An 18,281-nucleotide genomic window follows, 5' to 3' on the forward strand; every position below is an offset into this window, starting at 1 on the left:
TTAACTAGTGCCTAAGAGTAGAGCAGCTGTGTTCGCTCGATCTGGTCGACAATATAACTAGCCGCATTAACAGGCTCGCCGTAGCTTACATAGTGGTGGATGTCGAAGAAAGGCTGCGTATTGATCTCTAGAACTGTGATGTCGGCGTCAGGCTGCAAGGAAGAGGTGAAAATGTCTACTCCCACTGTTCCCGTCCCTGGGAAGGCCCGAGCAGCGCGCTCTGCAACCGCGATGTGTTGACGAGAAATTTTATCGATGACATTAAGCGTGAAGCCGCCGCCACCTACGGAGGATATTGGATTTAGAACGACTACTTCGCCGTGCTCGGGCACTTGCTCGAGTGTCCAAGGGCTTTCGGCTAGCCAATCTTCATCTATGTTTATCTCCGTAGATTTTAGGTAAGCATCGGCAAGTCGGCGTTGGAGCTCGAGATCCACCAGTTCTTGAACCGTATGCTTCCCGTCACCTACTACAAATGCGTTTAGCCTAGAGCAAGCAACGCGTACACGGCCACCGATGACTAAGACGCGTATATCGAAACCAGCGAAGTATTCTTCGATTACAATTTCATCGCCGTAGCCGCTGTCAGCTGCTTTAGACCAAGCCTTTTCAAAGGTCTCGGTATCTTTGATATTGAGAGACACGCCGCGCCCTCGGGTGCCGCCATTCGGCTTAACTACGACAGGGCGATCTTGCGCCTTAAAATATTCGAGGGCCTCAGCTTTAGTGGCTGAATTGAACTTCTGGCCGTTAGGCGTCGGCACGTTATTGGCTTGAAGAGTCAATTTTGTGGCCTGTTTGTCGTTGGAAACCCTTCTAGCGAACATGCTCTGGGTAGATGGGCCGTGATAAACGGTTCCTCCCACCGTTTTACCGTTATTCAAAAATATCCATGTGCCGTCTTTGACTTTTTGGGTCTCCCAGCCGCGGGACCTCGCTTCGCCCAGCATAAGTTTTGTGCGGGACTTAATCCGGTCATAAGTATTGATTGGCAGCTTTGGTTTCAAAATTTCGTCATTTACCAAAGCAATTAGGTTTCTAGGATCGTAGCTCACGTAGGCATAGTACATTTAAGATTCTCGCTTTTGTACCGACTAACTCACTAAAACTTATTCACTAGTTCGCCCCATCGATGACCCCTTCAAAATCTCCGCAACACGTCCGACGTAAATAGTGGCAGTTCCTTGAACTTTCATAAGATGCTGTCTCTAATGTGGTGGGGTTTCTATGGGGCCTGACCCCCGGAAAGTAGACACGTCGGGGGTTAGCTATGCTGCTTGGGTCAGTGTAGCTGATGTGAGCGCTTCGAAGTCATCGGGAGCTAGAAGGTTGCACCAGTAGTGCCGTCTGCGGGTGTTGTAGCGCATGCACCATCGGAAGACTTCTTGGCGGCAGACGATGGGATTGTCAAAGACTTTCCGATCACGCAGGACTTCACGCTTTAAGGTGGTGTTAAATGATTCTGCCAGGGCATTATCGGCACTCGTTCCCACTGCTCCCATGGATTCGCGCACGCCAAGCTGGGCGCAGTGGTCCCTAACAGCCTGTGAGGTGTACACACTGCCATGATCAGAATGGAAAATTGCCCCTTTAAGGCTTCCGCGGACTTTCCTGGCATGAGATAAAGCTTCGATAACCAGCGATACCCGCATGTGATCTGCGAGCGCATAACCTGCAAGTTTCCGCGAGTAAGTGTCAATAACTGTGGCCAAATACATGTTCTTGCCGCCCTTACACGGCAGGTAGGTGATATCGCCTACGTAAACGTGATTCGGCCTGTCAGCTGTGAATCTGCGGCCTACTAGATCTGGCATGACTCGACGTCCAGGCTTGCGCCTGATGGTGATACACCGACGCCGCTTAGTAAAGCCTTTCAGCCTCATGGATTTCATGATGCGTGCGACCTTCTTGTGATTGATCGGAGGAAAGTCCGTATCGTCGTTGAGGTTTGCAGCAATGCGTTTTGCACCATAAAGCCCGAGCTCATCATCGAAGATGGTCTTGATTCGTGCACCAATAAGAGCATCAGAACACATCTTTAACCTGCGTTCTTCGCGAGTGTTGGCCCATTTGTAGAACGAGGAGCGATTGAGCTTTAACACCTGGCACATCCGCTTAACCGAGTATTCGGTTCGGTGGTCATAGACAAACTGGAAGCGGATTACCAGCGTGTCTCTTCGGCAAAATATTTCGCGGCCTTGCGTAGGACGTCGCGTTCTTCGCGCAGCTTCGAGACTTCTTTTTCTAGCTGGCGGATCCGTTCAGAAGCAGTCGTCTCCTGGGCCTTGTCGCGCATGGTCTTCGTGCGGGCACGTTTGCCAGTGCCGTACTGCTTAAGCCAGGAATAAAGTGAGGAGCGATTGATTCCTAGCTCTGCTGCAGCCGTGTGAAGTGAGAGGTCCTCATTGTTTTCGTAGAGGGCCACAGCATCACGTTTGAACTGTTCGGAATACCTAGGCATGGTGGTAAATTACCTTTCTTCCCAACCCAACCGGGCTGGATATCAGGTGTCTACCAAACAGGGGTCAGGTTCGGAGCACAACGTATAAAAATACCCACGCGGCGCGCATGATGGCGCCGTGTGGGTTGGGGAAGAGGACTAGAAATTAGTCCTGTGCAACACCGACGTTGACTTCGATGTTGCCGCGGGTGGCCTTGGAATAAGGGCACATCTGGTGGGCGGCGTCGGCAAGCTCCTGTGCCTTGGCGTCCTCAACGCCTGGGATGGTGACCTCGAGGTCAACGCCGAGGAAGAAGCCCTCGTCGTTCTTGCCCAGCTTAACGCGGGCGCCGACGGAGGAATTCTCCACGTCAACACCCTTGTCCTTGGCCACTGCCTTGAGTGCGGAGTGGTAGCAGGCGGCGTAACCGGCAGCGAAAAGCTGCTCCGGGTTAGCGCCCTCACCGCTGCCGCCCATTTCCTTTGGGGCGGTCATGGTGAAGTCCAGATCGGAATCCTTGACTACGGCGCGGCCGTCGCGGCCTGCTCCGGTGGACAGTGCTTCGGTGGTGTATACGGCGTCCATAATGACTCCTTTTCTATCGGGTCTTTGTACGTCCGCCGATTGTACGCAAGAATTCTAGTCCTCGACGACGCTGACGGTGACCTCAATATTGCCCCGGGTGGCATTGGAGTAGGGGCAGACCTGGTGGGCGGCGTCGGCAAGCTGCTGGGCTGTGGCCTTGTCTTGAGCTGGGATGGAAACCTCCAGGTCCACTGCGAGCTGGAAGCCTTCGCCCTGCTTTCCGATGCCCACTCGTGCCCCCACCGCAGAGTCACCCAACTCGACCTTCTGGTTGCGGGCCACGGCCTGCAGGGCGGAGTGGAAGCAAGCGGCGTAGCCGGCGGCAAAAAGCTGCTCTGGGTTGGCACCTTCGCCGCTGCCGCCCATCTCCTTAGGGATAGCAAGGTGAAAGTCCAGGTCGGAGCCCGTGACGGCGGCGTGGCCGTTGCGGCCTGCTCCGGTGGCTAGCGCCTCGGTGGTGTACATGGCGTCCATGATTGCTCCTTTGGATTTTACAATCCGGTTTTAATATCCACTTTTGATTGTACACAATTAAATTGCGGACAATATTTTCTTGGCGTCTATACTTTTGGCTATGAATGACGCGCCCACTGATTACCTTTCTCTCGATAGTCAGCTGTGCTTCTCGATTTACCGTGCGAGTAGGGCGGTAGTGCGTTCCTATCGGCCACTCCTCGATGAGCTGGGGCTGACCTACCCCCAATACCTGGTCATGTTGGTGCTGTGGGAGGCCGACGAACCGGTGCCACTTAAATTCATTGATTCCCGCCTCGGTCTGGATAGCGGCACGCTTACCCCGCTGCTTAAGCGCCTAGAAAAGCAGGGGTACGTGGAGCGACGCCGTGATCCCGCCGACGAGCGCCGCACCCTCGCTAGCCTCACCGCCGACGGCGACGCCCTGCGCTCCCGCGCCGAGTGCATCCCCGAAGCAATGGTCGAGGCCTATGAGAAGTTGGGCCTCGACCTAGTGGAATTTAAAGAGTCTCTCGATGTCCTTGCCGCTACTCTCGTCGACGTGGAGCTGCCCTGGCGCCCCGAAGATGACTTTGTGAGGTAGGGGGGCTTAGTTCGTCGTGGCCACGCGCCTGGACCATACGCTTTTGTCGGCGGTTTCGAATGAGGCGCGAACTGTTTTGTCTCCGGGCTTTTCGCACGTGAGAACTCGCTGGTCGCTGCCCATGCGGCAGTCAAGGTCATAGGATTGCTTGGTCACCGGGCTGCTGGCGGAGACATCCGCGTGGTATACCGATGTCACCGTGGGATCTGGGGAGCGCAGAGTGTAGCTGGCCTGCATCGCGGCATCAAAGACCGCGGCGGCGAATTCGCAGGAAGTCGCATCGCCGGCGTCGATGGAATCGCCTGATGAAGATGTACCGCAGTAGCCGCCAATCTGGCCTACATGGATGTTGTGTTTGCCGCCGGCCGGTGGTGTGGGCTGCTCTGGGGCTGCCTCTTTGGTGACCGTTTCGGTGCGACGTTGCTTCGTTTCCTTCTCTGGGCTGGTTTCTTCTGCATTTTCACCAGCCGGGGAGTTGCTATCTTGCGCAGTGGAGAAGGCTGGCTCTTCTGCTGGGGTGGAATCAGAGTTGGAGTCTGAACCGGAGCCGCAGGCGCTTAGCACAAGACCGGTAGCGAGGAGCACGGACGCGAGAGGGAGAATGGAAGGGCGTTGCATAGGGATACTGTAGCGCCCTTCGGGGTGTGGCGCGCGGCTAATGGTCTATACGAGCGGGTGGAACTGGCGCGCCTTCGGGTGGCAGAACCTTCGGGTACTTTGTGGCTGTGCCGGCGGAAGTGGGTGCGCCGGCTGCACCGCTGGTTGCGGCGGCATCGGCGTTGCTGGTGGGGGAAGGGCGGTGGGGAGTGGGGTCCCAGTGGGCGTCGACAAGCGTGCGCTGGCATACCCAGCCCAAAGCCAAAATAGCCAGTGCGATAAGGGCGATGAAGACGAGCCCCAGTGCACCGTCGGCGTGAATGGACCAGCCCAGTAGCAGGCCGAGCCAGCCAAAGTCAGCGTCGCCGAAAGTGGTATTCGCGGAGCCGAAGGAACCAAGGACACCGAGGAGGAATGCCGGCAGGAAAGTAATGATGAGGCCGTTGACAAAAGCACCGAGCGCGGCACCACGGCGGCCGCCGGTGGCATTGCCATAAACGCCTGCTGCACCGCCGGTGAAGAAGTGCGGCACCAAACCGGGCAGAATCAAAGCCACGCCAAAGGCTGGATTGAGCCAGGTAGACAGGACGGCGAGGCCGACAAGTCCGCCGAGGAAGGAAGAAATGAATCCGATGAGCACTGCGTTCTGGGCATAAGGAAAGACGATGGGGGCATCCAATGCAGGGATCGCGCCGGGCACCACCTTGGCTGCGATGCCCTGGAAAGCAGGCACGAGCTCGCCCAGGATGGTGCGGACGCCAAACAGGATGACGGCCACGGCTACGCCAAACTGGAGTCCTTGGGTCACGGACTGCATCAAGAAATTGCTCACATTAGTGGCGCCATCTGGAAAGGCCGTGAAGGCTTCCTCGGAACCGGCGCGAGCAATGAAGAGCACGGCGAGGACCACGTACATCAGCGCCATGGATAGCGCGGTTGCCACCATGGAATCGCGCAAGAAGCGCAGGCCTTCCGGCAATTTCAGGTCCTCAGTGGAGGGCGACATTTTCTTACCCTTGCCGCCCACCAGCTTGCCGACGCCGCCCGCAGCCAAATACCCCGCAGTGCCAAAATGTCCGATGGCCACGGAGTCATCGCCGGTAATGCGGCGGGTAAATGGGTGCGCGATGGCGGGGAGCGAAACCATAAGAATGCCAAGGAGCGCTGCTCCGAAGGCGATGACAATCCACGAGGAATACCCGGCTGGTGCAAGCACCATGGTGAGAAGAGTCGCCATAAAGAGAACATGATGACCGGTAAGAAATACGTAGCTCATTGGCGTAAAGCGGGCAAGCAGCAGCGAAACCACAAAGCCTAAGATCATGATCCAAGCGACTTGGCTGCCGAACTGATCTTGCGCAATACCTACGATGGCTTCATTGGTGGGAACCACTCCCTGAGCCCCGGTCGCGCCAGTAATCATGGCCCCCAGCGGCTCTAAGGAATCGGTGACTAGGCCTGCACCGGCGCCGATAAGGAGGAAGCCGAGCGTGGCCTTGATGGCGCCGCCAATGGTTTTGCCGGTTCCGCGGCCCATCGCTGTCAGCCCCACCGCGGTGATGATGCCGATGAGAAACGCTGGCACGGAGAGAATTTCATTAACAAGGAAATTCGCTATAGCAAGAAGAAAGTCCATGAGGATGCTCCTTAGATGTCATAGAGCTCGCGCAGAGCCCCATCGATTTCAGACATGGAGGTGAAGTCTTGGATGACGTAGACAGGAACCCCGACATCACCTAGCGTTGCAGCAATTTCGCCGGAGGTGAGCAAGAAATCCGCCTCACCAGCTCGTCCTTTGGCTGAGATGGTATCCGTGGCTTCCACGGTGAGGTAAGGGCCCCAACCCCACTCATCGAGCACCTGCTCGAGGGTGTTTTTGAGGAACAATGACGTACCTAGCCCGTTGCCGCATACCGTGAGAATTTTTCCTTTGGAGGCAACAGAATCGGCGGCCGTTTGCTTCGCTGGTTGCGCCTTTGGCCCCGACGTTGCTGTGGAAGCTGCGCGTTTCTTACTCGACGTCGATGCCGTGAGGACTGCGCGGAGCCCCTCTTCAGATTCTGCGCTATCAAGCTCGTCGCGTTTGGTGGCTAGCAGCTTTGCGAGCTGTTTCATCGCCTGCAGATGCTCGGAGTCACTCCGTGCGGCAAACGCTACGACGAGGTCTACGGGGTCATTGGAATCATGCCCGAATTCCACCGGCTTATCCAGGCGCACCCACGACAGTGAGGTTTCTTTTACCGCCTCCGAAGGGCGCGCGTGCGCAAAAGCGAAACCGGGAGCCACGACAATATATGGGCCCGTTTCTTCCGCGGAGTGCACCATTGCTTCCGTGTAGTCTGCGGTTATCGTGCCAGCTTCTTCAAGCAGCGATCCCGCAAGATAGATAGCTGCTCGCCAGTCCTTGGCGGTGCCGTGCAAGTCCACGGCACCGGGCACCAAGAGGGAATCTAGTGTCACCATATGTATCTCCCATCACAGAAAAGTGACATCGGGGTCAATGTCACTCATGATTCTATGCTGCGGAGAAACGGGAGGTAAATGCAGGGGTAACGTTTGCACTGGGGGAGTTGGAACCGCTCAAGGGGCGGTCGAATTGGCTCTATCGGTCTTTAGCTTGGTCGCAATGCAAAGGGGACCGTTTGTTCTCGGAAAGGCTGATCTGGAAATGGACCCGTGCTAAGGGGAGGGAAATAAGAGATCCCCGCTGGCTGAACTAGCCCCCGCGGGGAGAAACACAGCTAAAGTGCTGCTTTGCGCACTACAACAGGCCCCTCCCATTGGATACAGGAGGGGCCTGGCTACGCCTGTCAAGTACTGCCTGCCTCAGTGAGAAATGGGCTCGATTTCCTTTGGGCGTTGTATCTCGGCGGGCTTCGCTTCCTGTATCGGCTAGAACGGGAGATTTAAGCGCGTTGTATACGGGCAGTTAATTGAGCTCGAAAGTTTGGCGTCCGATTTCATCTTGGCTGAAGGGCTTAGTTGCAACAAGGTCCACAGGGGTAGTTAGATCATCGAGCTCGTAGGCTATGGTTCCAGCGACAGTGCCTCCCTTTTTAATCTGCTCAAGCTGAGTATCGTCAGTTTCAGGATCAATGTAGGAACCGAGGTCGAGCTCGTTTACTTTATTCGGATCATTGTCTTGGATGGCGGTGAAGTACACGACAAAGTCGGTGGTGGTTAGGGTTTCATCCGTTTTATTCGTTACGTCATAGTTAAAGACGAGAAGTGGCTTTTCACCTATTTCATTGCCAGGCTCACCGGGCTTAATAACACGGTGATCGGTAATTTCGAACTTGGCGGCTGGAACATCCAGGACTCCATTTTTAAAGGTTTGGCCAAAATCCGTGCTCTTTAGCTCATTAACGGTTGTCGGATCATCCTTCACTTTCTTCATGTGTGTGGTGAATTCCTTATCTTCAATCGCGACCTTGAAAGTTAAGGCGTCGTCATCGACAGAGAAATCTTTCTTGTCGGACCCAGCGGCCATCCACTCAGAGTCGGTGGCAACGGCATCGCGGTTTGAGGTAACGGTCTCACCGGATGCGGCGGCTTGAGCGTCAAAAGTGCCAATCCAGTAGATCATGCGATTTTCGCCGTTGTCCATGACCCATTCGATGGTGATGACATCATCGGTGATGCTGGCCTCCATCCAGCCATCTTCAGAAGCGCTGTCCTCTTGCTTCCACGTCCCAATTACGGACTTCGCATCGGCCTGTGCATCGGACGCGGAATTACTGGAGTCGCTCGTCTTTGAGCTGTCACTACCGCTATCCGAGCAGGAGGTAAGCGTGAGAGCAGAGACGAGAATGAGAGAAGAGAGTAGTTTGCGCATAATTAACTTCTACCCGCAGGGGGTAGGAAGCGTACAAATACTCAATAGCGAAGGGGGCAAATTGGTCTTTGGCCGCTCTTTGACTAATCTTTTCAGGGCAGAGAGTCGCCCAAGTGGGCGTGCAATCTGCGTGGGGCTATAGCTCAGTCGGTTAGAGCTACGGACTCATAATCCGTTGGTCGCGGGTTCGAGCCCCGCTGGCCCCACGGTGATAGGGAGGCGTCGGCAAGCAGTGCTGGCGCCTCCTTGTGCTTATCTGCGCATATGGGTGTGCTGATTGCGCAAGGGCGGGCGGTGAAGTCTAATAACTATATGGTTGAAGTAGATCCGCTCATTGAATCTCTCTACCGCTGGTCCGATATCAGTGGTGTGCTGCTGATGGGAATTATCGGTGGCACTATGGCGCGCAAGCGCGGCTACGATATCATCGGCTTTTTCTTCATTGCGATGTTCTCGTCGCTAGGCGGCGGCATGGTGCGCGACGTGCTCATTAACCGCGGCACCGTCGCGGCAATGAGCCAGCCGGAATACCTCTACTTGGCTTTTACCGGCGCGCTGATTGCTCGCTTTGTTTACTTCAAAGGCAAGACCTGGGATTATCTGCAGGCGCATGGCGACGCCGTCGTTTCGGGCCTCTGGGCCGCTACCGGCGCGGTGAAGGCTATTACCTACGGCCTGCCGCTTATTCCATGCATCATGATGGGCGTGTTTACCGCCACGGGCGGATCGATGATTCGTGACATCGTGATGGGGCGCGAGCCGAGCGTCTTCGGTGATAACCAGCCAACAGTCATTCCGGCCGTGGCTTGTGCGATTATTGTGCTGGTAGGCCACCATTTCGACATGATGGCAGTGGGCATGATTATTGGGCCGTTGGTCTCCATCTTCTTGGCGCTGCTGGGCATTTGGGCTGGGTGGCGCGTGCCGGCCTATCAGGATTGGGCACCTATTAATGACACCGCCGCACAGGTTAAGGTGTTGGCCAAGAAAGCCGAAAATAAGAGCCGTGCAGTGGGGCGTCGCCTAGAGCCGCACCGCCTACGTTCTTGGCGCCACCGCCAGATGGAGGCAGCGCTGCAGCGGCGCATTGAAAAGGAAGTGCGCTCCGGTAAGCGGCGCAAAGAAGCCGCGGCGGAGGCCAGCGAGTTTCTGGAGTCCTTCGAGTCTGATGTGGATCAGCTCAGCGCAGTGGTAGCTGAAGGCGAGGACACGGACTTCGGCGTGGACCTCACCGGTGATTCCTACAACGAGGAGGAACAGTCCTCCCATGAGGAATCACAGCGCCTCCTCGATGCCATTTTGGAAGATGACAAGCTTACGGATGAACTCATTGATCGCCTCATGAAGCGCTACGACTCCCGCGACTAGCCTGCGTTTCTTTAGTGCGGCGGCTTAGCGCCCAACCGCGCCGCAAACCTGCGGGTCCGTGATATAGCCTTGCTCGCAGCCATATTGGGTCTGGATTTCTCCGGAGCTCTTATTCCGGTTGCCGTTGGCATCGTTGCCATAGCCGCACAGGTAGGCCGGACATTCCGCGCTCGGCCCATTGGGCGCTTGTACTGGCGGTTGAGCGTTTGATTCCTTGCACAACGCGGCAAACTCCACCCAGGTGCCGTCCGCGCATTGGTACTGCGCGGTGTTTTCCCGCTGCTGGTTTTCGGTAGCCGGTTGCACGGCTTTCTGATTTTCTGTTTGTGGTTCGGCGTGCTGCGCGGCCTCCGTAGTTGCTACTTCCGTGGTCGTTTTTTCTGTGGATGTTTCTTCGGTGCTGGATTCTGCAGAGCTCGTTTCAGAGGCCGTCTCCGTAACGGTTTCTTTCACCGTGGAAATGGTGGTGGCGGTTTCGTCGCTGCCGCCGCAACCGGTGGCAAAAAGGGCTAGGGAAAAGAAGGGAATAAGGAATGATTTCTTCATGCCCCACACAGTAGCCAAACAAGGCGGCGGGTGCCGGAGTCTGTGCAGGGCATAGGGGGAAACGGGCTGTGCGAGGGGGAGTGTTTGCATGGTGGCTGGCAGTGAACTGGCATCCAGTTTTCAGCTCCGCCACCTACGGTAGAGGCATGAACCTGAAGTATTACTTCTACGAGCTGTGGAGCATCTTCGTTGACCACGGCTTACCGCTTATCGCGCTGCTGCTCATAGGCATTTTGATCCCACGCATCGGCAGGCTGGCGATCCGCATCATAGAGCGCCGCCTCGATGAAGATGAAGAATCCACCAAGGCGCGCCTGGCGCTGACCGGTGCGTTGGTCTACATCGTGCAGGCCATCGCGTACTTCCTCATCATTTGGGCGGCGCTGACCAATATCGGTGTTCCTGCGGTAGGCGCGGCGGTGCCGGCGACGATAGTTTCGGCCGCCGTGGGTTTTGGCGCCCAGTCCATCATTGCGGATTTCCTCTCCGGCTTTTTCATCCTTTCGGAAAAGCAATTCGGTGTAGGCGATTACGTCAGCTTTGATGGCGTAACCGATGTGGAAGGCACCGTGGTGATGCTGACTTTGCGCACCACCAAGGTGCGCACTCCCACCGGCGAGCTCGTCACCGTGCCCAATAGTTCTGCCGGGGCGGTAACAAACTATTCCCAGGAATGGTCGCGTGCCGTGGTCAACTTCGACGTGCCCGTGCAAGAAGGCGAGACCCTTCCGGAGATCACACGCCGGGTGCGCACCATCTCCGAGCAGGCCATCCAAGAGCCATCCATCGCCGTGGATGTCAACGGCGAGCTCGAGGTGCTGCCAGCCACGCAGCTGGTTGCCCCGCAGGCCGCCGGCCAGTCGTGGCACGTGACCTACCGCGTGCTGGTCACCGTTAACCCGGCCCGCCAATGGGCAGTGGAACGCGCCATTCGCTCGGCGCTGCTCTCGGAGTTCTGGGATCACTACAACGTGACCGATCTCGATGAACTGCAGCGCCCGCTGACCCCACCGCAGGGAAATACCGCGGCTCAAGAATCCGTAAAGGATGCTTCCACCGCAGGGGAGGGCTGCCACCCTGAGACGAAGGTGGAGCGCAGTGCCGCCACCGCGGACGCTGAGGTGGATGGCCCGGCTAGTGACGGCCCCGGAAAACCCGCGCTGTCTGATGCGGATGATCAAGAACCAGAGCCCTCCCAGGGCATCTGGCGTGGCTTGGAGACCAATAGCAAGTTTCAAAAGATCGCCACCTTCGGCGGCCGAGTCCGCGCCTCCACCACGGGCCTTGTCCTCGCGCTGTTTGTCGTCGGTGCCTTGGCCTTGGCCTCGAGCAATCCCGAAAATGCGGACGCGGGCTGGCTCTCGCCCGAGCACTGGCGCGATAGCGGCAAGGAAACCTCCTCCTCACAGCTTTCCGACGCCCCCTCAAACCAACCCACCCCAGCAACCACCGAGACCGGTACACAGTCCGAACCAACGGAAGACAGTGCCGCTCCTACGGAGACCGACTACCCACAGGGTACGAATGACGCTGGCACGACTGATACGCCTGCCGGCGGCAGGCAGGGAACAGGCGCTACTGGTAATGCCTCCCCGGCCCCGAGTGCCCCCAATGGCGCAGACAACGCGGGGACAGATTCCGGGACCGGCGCCGGCACTGCGCCCACTGCGGGAGGCGACGCCGGCGACGGCGCCCAAGCTTCCGGAACGGCCGGTAGCGCAGGCACAGAGATTCCGGTAGAGCCTCGTCAGTGAGGCGTGCCCCCCATTTCGACCATTGCTTCCTATTGTGGTTGGCAAAGTCGGCAGAAACGCTCATGTCATTGTTATTGACGTGCAGAAATGATCTTGTGTGGCAAAGATGAAATAGTGCGAGCCGGCTGCGCGTTGCACTTGGCATGACTTCACTATTTGAGCCTCTGGAACTTGGCCGATACACGATAGATAATCGCGTGACCATGGCGGCGTTGACCCGCCAGCGCGCGGGTGAAAGCGGAATACCTACCGAGCTGCACCAGAAGTACTACTCACAGCGTGCCACGGCCGGGCTGGTTGTCACGGAGGGCACCTTCCCCGCGTGGACCAACCGCGCATTCCCAGGCCAGGCAGGCATTGCCACCGAGGAGCAGGCAGAAGGCTGGCGTGCGGTAGCAGACCGAGTCCACGAGGCCGGCGGCACCTTGTTCATGCAGATCATGCATGGTGGCCGCACCAGCCACCCAGATCTAATTGACGGTGCAGATCCAGAGGCCCCGAGCTCCTTCGACTGGGGCGGAACCGTGCGTGGCTTTTCCGGCAAGATGGCAGCGCCGCTCCCGCGCGAGCTAAAGACTGAGGAGCTGCCGCGCATCGTGGAGGAATTCCGTCAGGGAGCGCGCCGAGCTATCGATGCCGGTATCGACGGGGTGGAGATCCACGGCGCGAATGGCTACCTGCTGCATGAGTTTATGGCGGCCTCGTCCAATAAGCGCGAGGATGAATTCGGCGGCAGCCCGGAAAATCGCTGGCGCCTGCCGGAGATGGTCATCCGCGCCGTGGCGGAGGAAATCGGTGCCGACCGCGTCGGTGTGCGGTTCTCGCCGGCGCACAATGTGCAGGGTGTTATCGAGGATGACCAGGACGACATGCTGGCCACCTACGGCGGACTGCTCGATGCCCTGGCGCCGCTGAACCTGGCTTATGTGTCGCTGCTACACGGCGAGCCGGAAAGCGAGCTTATCGCCACGCTGGCGCAAAAGGCCCGCGCAAATGGCGTGACCAAGGTGCTGATGAATGATGGCTTCCCCACGGTGACTTCCAAGGAAGATGCGCAACGTGAAATCGAGCTGGACTACGTGGATGCCGCAGTGGTGGGCCGCCAGCTCATCGCCAACCCGGACCTAGTGCGCCGCTGGCGTGAGGGCTTGGAGCTCAACGAGCCGGACCAGGATACGTTCTACCTGGGCGGCGAGCGTGGCTACATTGATTATGAATATGCCGCGGACTAGGGAAAAATCCGCGGCATAAAGGGGGGCCGAGAGGCATCAGAGTGATAGGTAGTGAAATTCCCCAGAGAGGGTCTTTCACTATGCCTATCGAAGGTGTACTACCCGTTCGTTAACACCAAGTGCCTGTCATGTGACAGAACTTACAACTACTTGGTATAGCCCTTGCCTGGGCGCCAGGTCATGGTCACAGCCTCGCGCACCGGGGACTTAGCGGACAGCAGGTTATCCACACGCAGCCAGTGCATTTCTGCGGAATCCGGGCGCACGGTTACAAAGCTATAGCCGTGGTGGTCCAAGTCCACGTGGCGGGTGTGCGGGTTGGCACCTAGCAGGTAACGCTCGGCAAGCTTGGAAAGCTCGTTGCCTTCCGGCAGCTTGAGCTGCTCGTTGACATTGGGCGCAGAAACGGAGGCGCAGACCAGCTCGGCGCCAAAGATGCGGCCATCCTTGCTGATATTATGCGCCCACTCGGAATGGATATCGCCGGTGACAAAGAGGGTGTGGGCATCGTGCTTGGAAAGGGCGTCGATAAGCAGGCGGCGCTCTGCAGAGTAGCCATCCCACTGGTCGCCATTGACCGGAATGCCGGTGATATTGGAAGACAGCGAGGAAGAAACCGGCTTGGTCTTGTCATCCTTTTGCAGGGTAGCCAGGTTCATGGGGGAGAACATGACGGAATTGCCCAGCATATTCCACTTCGCAGAAGAGGTCTCAATCTTATTGAGCAGCCAATTATATTGCTCGGATCCGAGCATCGTGCGGCCTTCTGCGGCCATCTTGTGCGGGCCAAAGCGCACCTGCTCATCGCGGTAGGTGCGCAGGTCCATCATGGTTAGTTCCACCAGGTCACCAAAAGTCAGGCTGCGGTAGAGGTGGCCCTGCTCGGAAGGATTGGTTGCGCGCACCGGCATCCACTCGAAGTAGGCCTGCATTGCGGCCTTGCGGCGGTCGAGGAAGGCGCCCTCCTTGCCCTCGGTGTGGTTTTCGGCGCCCTCGCGCCAGTTATCGTTGGCCACCTCGTGGTCATCCCACACCACAACCCACGGCAGTGCCCCGTGTGCGGCTTGCAGGTTTTCATCGGTGCGGTAGCGGCCGAAGCGAATCCGGTAATCCTCTAACGAGATAATCTCGTGCGCAGGGTGGTGCAGGCGCACCGGGCCATTACCGGCGTACTCGCGCTGCGGGTATTCGTAGATATAGTCGCCCAAGAAGATCATATAATCCAGCTGGTCGGCGCGGCCGCGCTGGGCAATATCGCCATAGGCGTTAAAGAAGCCGGACTCCCAGTTTGCACAGCTAGCCACACCGAAGGTGAGCTCTTCTGGGGAGGCGCTCAGCGCCGGGGCGGTCTTGGTACGGCCAATGGGCGAGTACTTATCCTGCGCCTTAAAGCGGTAAAAGTACACGGTCTCCGGCTCTAGGCCGTGCGGATCCACGTGCACGGTGTGGTCCTGGTTGGCGTCGGTGGTCACTTCGCCCTGCTTGACGACGTCCCCGAACCCCTCATCCTTGGCAATTTCCCACTCCACCCGGGTGGCCTCGCCCAGGCCGGATCCCGGCATGGCATCGGCATCCGGGGTTACGCGGGTCCACAAAATGACCGAATCCGGAATAGGATCGCCCGAGGCAACGCCGTGGAGGAAGGGGCGCTCGCCCAGTTGGGGCTCTACCATGTGCTGCTCCACGCGCGGGGAGAGGCTGCTTTGGGCATTGGCAGAGTTGGCGGCGGCGGTGGACAAAGCGATGGCGGCGCCGGCGGTGCCGGTGGTTTGCAGGAAGCGGCGGCGATTGACGTTTCCGCGGGCAGAAGCGGACTGATTCTGAGAATTACTAGGCATGATTTAAAGCTTCGTCATGTTTGCCGCCTGTGCAAGCGATCCTAGGCCAATTACATAAAGAGTTCTTTTTGTCTTAACTGGCGGTTAACTTCCTTGCCCTTCGCCCGGCCCTAGAGTGCGGGCCTTGGGCGGGCTTGGCTCAGTAGGCTGGAGGGCATGAGTGAATTTAGCCAGATCAGCCAATGGCCCGCGGATACGGTGGCCGGTGCTTTGCTGCACCGCGGCGAGGTCATAGAAACGGTAGGAGATACCGCCCGCGAGTTTCCAGTGGCATCGGTGACCAAGCTGGTTGCGGCCTATGGCGTGATGCTTGCCGTGGAAGAAGGCGCGGTGGAATTGGGGCAGCCGGCCGGTCCGGAGGGCTCGACCCTGGAACACCTGCTTGCACACGCCTCTGGCATTTCCTTTGACTCCCGAGAGCCGCAGAAGCCGGTAGGCGAACGCCGCATCTATTCCTCGGCCGGTTATGAGTGGGCCGCAGATACCGTGGCCGATGCCACGGGCATGGACTTTGCCGAGTACCTACGCGAGGGTGTACTTACCCCGTTGGGCATGGATTCCACTCGTCTCGAAGGTTCGGCCGGTCACGGCTTGGTCTCCACGGTGAAAGATTTGGCGGCCTTTGCTGCGGAAGTCCAGGATCCGCAGCTGCTGCACCCATCCACCGTGGCCGATATGCGCCGCGTCCATTTTGGTGGCCTGCGCGGCATTGTCCCGGGCTACGGCAGTTTTAAAGATTGTACCTGGGGCCTTGGTTTTGAAATCCACGGCGACAAAGAACACTGGATGGGCGCCCTGCCTGCCGACGCCGTCGGTCACTTTGGCATGTCCGGCACCTACCTCTGGGTGGCCGGCGAGTATGCCATGGTGGCGCTCACGGACCGTGACTTTGGCGAATGGTGCAAGCCACTCTGGCACGATACGAATACCTCCATCTGGAACGCCTTGTAGGCGTCCGGGCTCGGCGGAGCTAGCGCCTCCAGTGCGCTAGCGCGTGTCTATAACCTTTTATCGGGGAAGCGGCACGGTGGAAGGCTCCCCCGCAGGGTGGGAAAATCGAGGATTTTTGTGCGGTAGGGGCCATAAAACTTGGGATCGCGGCGTGCCTGTAACTAGCCGCTGTTGGAGGTAAGTCAAATAGGGTTTTCGCGCCCATGAGCAGGCCGTCTGGTGGAGAATATAGAACAAGCCTAGGGAGTTCACAGAAAAGGCCAAGTTTCACATTAATAACACTGGTTTCACCTGCAACTTTAGTCCCAGTCTGTACCTGGGGTTGAGGTTTAGCAAACGGGGGTTGAAGTGAAAGTTGAGGGTTGTAGGGGGAGGTGTGACGCAGGAAAATTGTGTGCAGACGCATCAGACAGTTCGTTGGGGAAGACGAAGCTCGTCTTGCATCGCGCCGGGCCGGCAGGCCTCGTGCGGTGGTGATCTATGTCGAGGGAGAATCGGCTATGAATACGTGCGTTAACCCTGCGCCGGTTGAACAGCCGGCCTCCACCTCCGCGTGGCCCTCCGTCAACGGTGGTGCCACCGTGGTTACCGGTGTGCTCAAGATTTCCGGGATGCCGCGCTCGCTGCGCTCGGAGATTGAACGCGCCATGGATCGGTGCATCCGTACCGAGTCGGAATTTATCATTCCGGGCGATGACCCACTGACCGCTCAGTGGTGCACTCGCTGGTTCCGGGATGGGCTTTCTGTCGCGGCGCTTGCTCGAGGCGGCAAAGCCTGTGCCCACTCAGACAGCGGTATTGGCTGCCACCAGGTGCTGACCGGCACCCGCGAAGAGCTAGATGCGCTGGACTGCGTCGTGCGCTACCTTGCACAGCGCCACGGCTTTACTGCTGCCGTGCGCCTGCCGTAGAAAGCACAGGGAGGGTGGACCAACAGCTGCTGGTCCACCCTCCCTTTTCCTTCTGCCATAAGTAGGGCCGGTTGAGGGCGGCCTATTCCTCCTCGGCGAAGGGATCAAAGATTTTGTCCGGCAGCTCGGCCACCGATTTCAGCACGGCAGAAGGGCGGTAGGGGTAGCGAGAAATCTCTCGGTCATCGGAGATGCCGGAGCGCACCAATACAGTGCGCATGCCGGCCTCGAGACCGGCCTTAACGTCTGTATCCATGCGGTCACCAATCATCACCGTGTGCTCCGAGTGGGCACCAATATGATTGAGCGCCGAGCGCATCATGACTGGGTTGGGCTTGCCCACGTAATAAGGCTCGCGGTTGGTGGCGGCGGTAATCAGTGCAGCCACGGCACCGGTGGCCGGCAATACTCCTTCTGGGGCAGGGCCGGTGACATCTGGGTTGGTGGCGATAAAACGAGCACCATTGCGGATGAGGTTAATCGCGTTCGTGATGGCCTCAAAAGAATAGGTGCGGGTCTCACCAAGCACCACAAAATCAGGGTCATCGTTGGTAAGGATCCACCCAGCCTCGTGCATGGCGGTGGTAAGGCCGGATTCACCCACTACATAGGCCTTGCTGGAGCTTACCTGGCTGGAAAGAAAATTCGCGGTGGCGGTGGCGGAGGTCCAGATGCGCTCGGCAGGAATATCCAAGCCGGTATTGCGCAGGCGGGCAGAAAGATCCCGTGGAGTAGACATGGAGTTATTGGTCAGCACCATGTACTCGATGTCATTATCCTTGAGCGCTTGGATAAATTTATCGGCGCCAGGGATCATCTCGCCTTCTTTGATGAGTACGCCGTCCATATCGGATAGATAAGAAATCATTGGTGGTCCTCCACATACTCGGCAATATCGCCGATGGTTTCGCAGTTGAGCATCGTTTCCTCAGAAAAACGCACCTGGAAGGTCTCTTCCGCGCGCACGGTCAGCTCCACTAGATCTAGCGATTCGACGCCAATATCCTTCAGCCGCTTATCCCGGCTCAGATCTTCCTCGGTACCGGTGACCTTGTTTATGAGCGCGAGGAGCTGGCCGAGCGTATCGCGCTCCGGCTCCTTTTCCGGCGCGCTCGCGTTGAACTTTGCCTGTAATTGGGCGCTGAGGTCGTTTGCCATGCCCACCA

18 protein-coding genes and 1 tRNA gene are annotated in these 18,281 nt (G+C 57.9%); 7 read left to right on the plus strand and 12 right to left on the minus strand.

Features of this window, described 5'->3' with window-relative positions:
* Positions 1 to 11 precede the first annotated feature (11 nt).
* The 4 genes from I6I12_RS04235 to I6I12_RS04250 form a co-directional block, all read right to left on the minus strand.
* Positions 12 to 1,055, minus strand: coding sequence for an ATP-grasp domain-containing protein (locus I6I12_RS04235; RefSeq protein ID WP_200288815.1), 1,044 nt, complete (start codon positions 1,053 to 1,055; stop codon positions 12 to 14).
* 213 nt (positions 1,056 to 1,268) lie between these two features.
* Positions 1,269 to 2,461, minus strand: a protein-coding gene (locus I6I12_RS04240; RefSeq protein ID WP_375545482.1) for an IS3 family transposase whose coding sequence is annotated in 2 segments (ribosomal slippage) — positions 1,269 to 2,179 and positions 2,179 to 2,461 — 1,194 coding nt in all. Because the reading frame shifts where the segments join, the coding sequence is not laid out codon by codon here.
* Between the two features lie 145 nt (positions 2,462 to 2,606).
* Complete coding sequence (locus I6I12_RS04245; protein ID WP_049358550.1) at positions 2,607 to 3,026, minus strand: organic hydroperoxide resistance protein; 420 nt, start codon at positions 3,024 to 3,026, stop codon at positions 2,607 to 2,609.
* 54 nt (positions 3,027 to 3,080) lie between these two features.
* The gene (locus I6I12_RS04250; RefSeq protein ID WP_200288817.1) at positions 3,081 to 3,500 is read right to left on the minus strand and encodes an organic hydroperoxide resistance protein; all 420 of its coding nucleotides are present in this window, start codon (positions 3,498 to 3,500) and stop codon (positions 3,081 to 3,083) included.
* Positions 3,501 to 3,600: 100 nt separating this feature from the next.
* Here I6I12_RS04250 and I6I12_RS04255 point away from each other — a divergent pair, with 100 nt between their 5' ends.
* Complete coding sequence (locus tag I6I12_RS04255; protein ID WP_200288818.1) at positions 3,601 to 4,083, plus strand: MarR family winged helix-turn-helix transcriptional regulator; 483 nt, start codon at positions 3,601 to 3,603, stop codon at positions 4,081 to 4,083.
* 6 nt (positions 4,084 to 4,089) lie between these two features.
* Here the strand turns inward: I6I12_RS04255 and I6I12_RS04260 are convergent, their stop codons facing one another.
* The 4 genes from I6I12_RS04260 to I6I12_RS04275 all read right to left on the minus strand — a co-directional run bounded on the left by I6I12_RS04260 (position 4,090) and on the right by I6I12_RS04275 (position 8,515).
* Positions 4,090 to 4,701 carry a hypothetical protein gene (locus tag I6I12_RS04260; RefSeq protein ID WP_200288819.1) on the minus strand — a complete coding sequence of 204 codons (612 nt, stop codon included), beginning with the start codon at positions 4,699 to 4,701 and terminating at the stop codon, positions 4,090 to 4,092.
* Between the two features lie 37 nt (positions 4,702 to 4,738).
* Positions 4,739 to 6,316, minus strand: coding sequence for a PTS ascorbate transporter subunit IIC (gene ulaA, locus I6I12_RS04265; protein ID WP_200288820.1), 1,578 nt, complete (start codon positions 6,314 to 6,316; stop codon positions 4,739 to 4,741).
* Between the two features lie 11 nt (positions 6,317 to 6,327).
* Positions 6,328 to 7,143: a PTS sugar transporter subunit IIAB gene (locus I6I12_RS04270; protein WP_200288821.1), complete on the minus strand. Its 816-nt coding sequence runs from the start codon at positions 7,141 to 7,143 to the stop codon at positions 6,328 to 6,330.
* 466 nt (positions 7,144 to 7,609) lie between these two features.
* Complete coding sequence (locus I6I12_RS04275; RefSeq protein ID WP_200288822.1) at positions 7,610 to 8,515, minus strand: DUF5067 domain-containing protein; 906 nt, start codon at positions 8,513 to 8,515, stop codon at positions 7,610 to 7,612.
* 132 nt (positions 8,516 to 8,647) lie between these two features.
* Between I6I12_RS04275 and I6I12_RS04280 the strand changes: the two genes are divergently transcribed.
* A tRNA-Ile gene (locus I6I12_RS04280) sits at positions 8,648 to 8,721 on the plus strand.
* 106 nt (positions 8,722 to 8,827) lie between these two features.
* On the plus strand, positions 8,828 to 9,883 hold the full coding sequence (locus I6I12_RS04285) for a trimeric intracellular cation channel family protein (RefSeq protein ID WP_200288823.1): 1,056 nt from the start codon (positions 8,828 to 8,830) through the stop codon (positions 9,881 to 9,883).
* Positions 9,884 to 9,907: 24 nt separating this feature from the next.
* Here the strand turns inward: I6I12_RS04285 and I6I12_RS04290 are convergent, their stop codons facing one another.
* Positions 9,908 to 10,429 carry a hypothetical protein gene (locus tag I6I12_RS04290; RefSeq protein WP_234288173.1) on the minus strand — a complete coding sequence of 174 codons (522 nt, stop codon included), beginning with the start codon at positions 10,427 to 10,429 and terminating at the stop codon, positions 9,908 to 9,910.
* A 146-nt stretch (positions 10,430 to 10,575) separates the two neighbouring features.
* On the opposite strand from I6I12_RS04290, the gene I6I12_RS04295 reads away from it, so the two are divergent.
* Both I6I12_RS04295 and I6I12_RS04300 read left to right on the plus strand, forming a co-directional pair.
* Complete coding sequence (locus I6I12_RS04295) at positions 10,576 to 12,183, plus strand: mechanosensitive ion channel domain-containing protein (RefSeq protein WP_200288825.1); 1,608 nt, start codon at positions 10,576 to 10,578, stop codon at positions 12,181 to 12,183.
* 143 nt (positions 12,184 to 12,326) lie between these two features.
* On the plus strand, positions 12,327 to 13,415 hold the full coding sequence (locus I6I12_RS04300; RefSeq protein ID WP_200288826.1) for an alkene reductase: 1,089 nt from the start codon (positions 12,327 to 12,329) through the stop codon (positions 13,413 to 13,415).
* Between the two features lie 146 nt (positions 13,416 to 13,561).
* Here I6I12_RS04300 and I6I12_RS04305 read toward each other — a convergent pair whose 3' ends face one another.
* The gene (locus I6I12_RS04305; protein ID WP_200288827.1) at positions 13,562 to 15,253 is read right to left on the minus strand and encodes an alkaline phosphatase D family protein; all 1,692 of its coding nucleotides are present in this window, start codon (positions 15,251 to 15,253) and stop codon (positions 13,562 to 13,564) included.
* A gap of 156 nt (positions 15,254 to 15,409) precedes the next feature.
* On the opposite strand from I6I12_RS04305, the gene I6I12_RS04310 reads away from it, so the two are divergent.
* The gene (locus I6I12_RS04310; protein ID WP_200288828.1) at positions 15,410 to 16,204 is read left to right on the plus strand and encodes a serine hydrolase domain-containing protein; all 795 of its coding nucleotides are present in this window, start codon (positions 15,410 to 15,412) and stop codon (positions 16,202 to 16,204) included.
* Positions 16,205 to 16,704: 500 nt separating this feature from the next.
* Positions 16,705 to 17,115 carry a hypothetical protein gene (locus tag I6I12_RS04315; RefSeq protein ID WP_051138330.1) on the plus strand — a complete coding sequence of 137 codons (411 nt, stop codon included), beginning with the start codon at positions 16,705 to 16,707 and terminating at the stop codon, positions 17,113 to 17,115.
* Positions 17,116 to 17,197: 82 nt separating this feature from the next.
* On the opposite strand, the gene I6I12_RS04320 is transcribed toward I6I12_RS04315, so the two are convergent.
* Together I6I12_RS04320 and I6I12_RS04325 are read right to left on the minus strand one after the other, a co-directional pair.
* Positions 17,198 to 17,983 (minus strand): HAD-IIA family hydrolase, encoded by a 786-nt coding sequence (locus I6I12_RS04320; RefSeq protein ID WP_023021126.1) that lies wholly within the window; start codon positions 17,981 to 17,983, stop codon positions 17,198 to 17,200.
* Positions 17,980 to 18,273, minus strand: a complete 294-nt coding sequence (locus tag I6I12_RS04325; RefSeq protein ID WP_023021127.1) for an acyl carrier protein — start codon at positions 18,271 to 18,273, stop codon at positions 17,980 to 17,982. Before I6I12_RS04325 ends, I6I12_RS04320 begins: the two co-directional genes overlap by 4 nt.
* Positions 18,274 to 18,281 lie beyond the last annotated feature (8 nt).

The sequence above is a fragment of the Corynebacterium kefirresidentii genome (assembly GCF_016599755.1).
In the GTDB taxonomy this organism is placed as follows: Bacteria; Actinomycetota; Actinomycetes; order Mycobacteriales; family Mycobacteriaceae; genus Corynebacterium; species Corynebacterium kefirresidentii.